This is a genomic window from Bartonella sp. TT110JLCBS (genome assembly GCF_042193405.1).
Classification (GTDB): domain Bacteria; phylum Pseudomonadota; class Alphaproteobacteria; order Rhizobiales; family Rhizobiaceae; genus Bartonella.
In genome coordinates, this window is the sequence record NZ_JBHILT010000096.1 from 1 (window position 1) to 1457 (window position 1457).

The 1457-nt window shown below is 39.9% G+C and carries 2 pseudogenes; both read right to left on the bottom strand.

What is annotated here, in order from left to right:
* Positions 1-278: 278 nt before the first annotated feature.
* A pseudogene (locus tag ACFILW_RS09690) lies at positions 279-1097 on the bottom strand (DNA adenine methylase).
* A 141-nt stretch (positions 1098-1238) separates the two neighbouring features.
* A pseudogene (locus tag ACFILW_RS09695) lies at positions 1239-1457 on the bottom strand (late control protein); the annotation flags it as partial.

Here is a 1457-nt window from a genome sequence, read left to right on the forward strand (position 1 = left end):
AATAAAATCAATGGAATTAAAATTCCCTTACCTTTATATAAGTTATTGATTGCATATAAATGTAGCATTCCCACCCCCTCCGCCACAGCACTTTTATGGTGCTATAACTTATTGATTTCATGTGTGTTTGTAGCTTGCCAGCAGGTTTTGTATATTTTGCCACTAGGTTTTGTACCAATTTATTTTTTTTCAAAGAGTTTTAAAGGTGTTCTCAAAGGGTCTTCAAAGGCCTTTCAAAGATCATTTAAAGCCCCTTTCGTGAATCGTTTTCTCTTTTCCTAATCACAATTGGTAATGATGAGCTCCTTACCAGCAATTGTGTTATTTAAAGAGTTACACGAATAAACTGTTTTCACATCTCTTATATGGAATTGACTGAAACTTTTTCGAACTTCTGGCACATCATTGAGAGACAAAAGAAACTTCCCTTTTAATTGCGAAAGAAGTGCAGACATCGTCTGATAATCTTCTCGCTTAAACAAATCCTTTCCATAATAATCCTCAACACCCCAATAAGGCGGGTCAAGATAAAATAAGGTGTTTGGTCGATCATAATGCATAATAAAATTAGACCAGTCTAAATGTTCAATGGTAACACTCGCTAAACGACGGTAAATAAGCTTTAATAAGCCTTCAAGTTTCAAAGGATTAAACTGTGCACTACGGTCTTTTTTAGCTCCAAACGTACGGTCGGCTACCTTCCCGCTAAAACTTAAACGCTGCAAATATAAAAACCGCAAAGCCCGTTCCAAATCCGTGAGGCTATTTGGATCTTGTGTACGTAATCGTTCAAACACCTCACGGCTACTGATCTGGAACTCCTATAGATCCATAAAAGGGTGATAATGGCGTTGTAACACCCGAAAAAAATTCACCACATCTCCTGAGAAATCATTGATGATTTCAACAGAGGGAATCAATTTTCGTCTAAAGAATATTCCCCCCATACCAACAAAAGGCTCCGCATAAATGCTATGTGGAATATCCTCGATCATTTTGACAATGGTTTTGGCTAACCTGACTTTGCCTCCAATATAAGCAGCAGCTGGTGTGATAGGATCAACAGATTTAAATATTTCTTTACAAAGTATATCCATTATTTTTTAACACTCTTCCATCTATATTCGCCGTCTTCTCATTGCTTTAAGTGAGAAGAAGTGGCTGCGATGTTGAGTTGAGTTGCATCGGACGGGTTGGTCGCTAAACTTCTCCCGTTGGCTGGGCAACCAGCCCAGCTTCTATTCTTTGTTGCTTTCTTTTCCCTTGTTTGGTGCCTCGAGTGTGATTTCTGTGGTGTATCCGCTTTGTTTTTCATAGCGGTGGGTGACGGTTGCAGCTTTCCATGGTCCATTGATTTGCCCACGAAACCCTTGAAGGATGAGAGGTTGATCCGCCATGATTTCAGGGCGTCCCTCAAGGGTCAAAGAACCACTGCCCACAGCACGACACAACCTGTC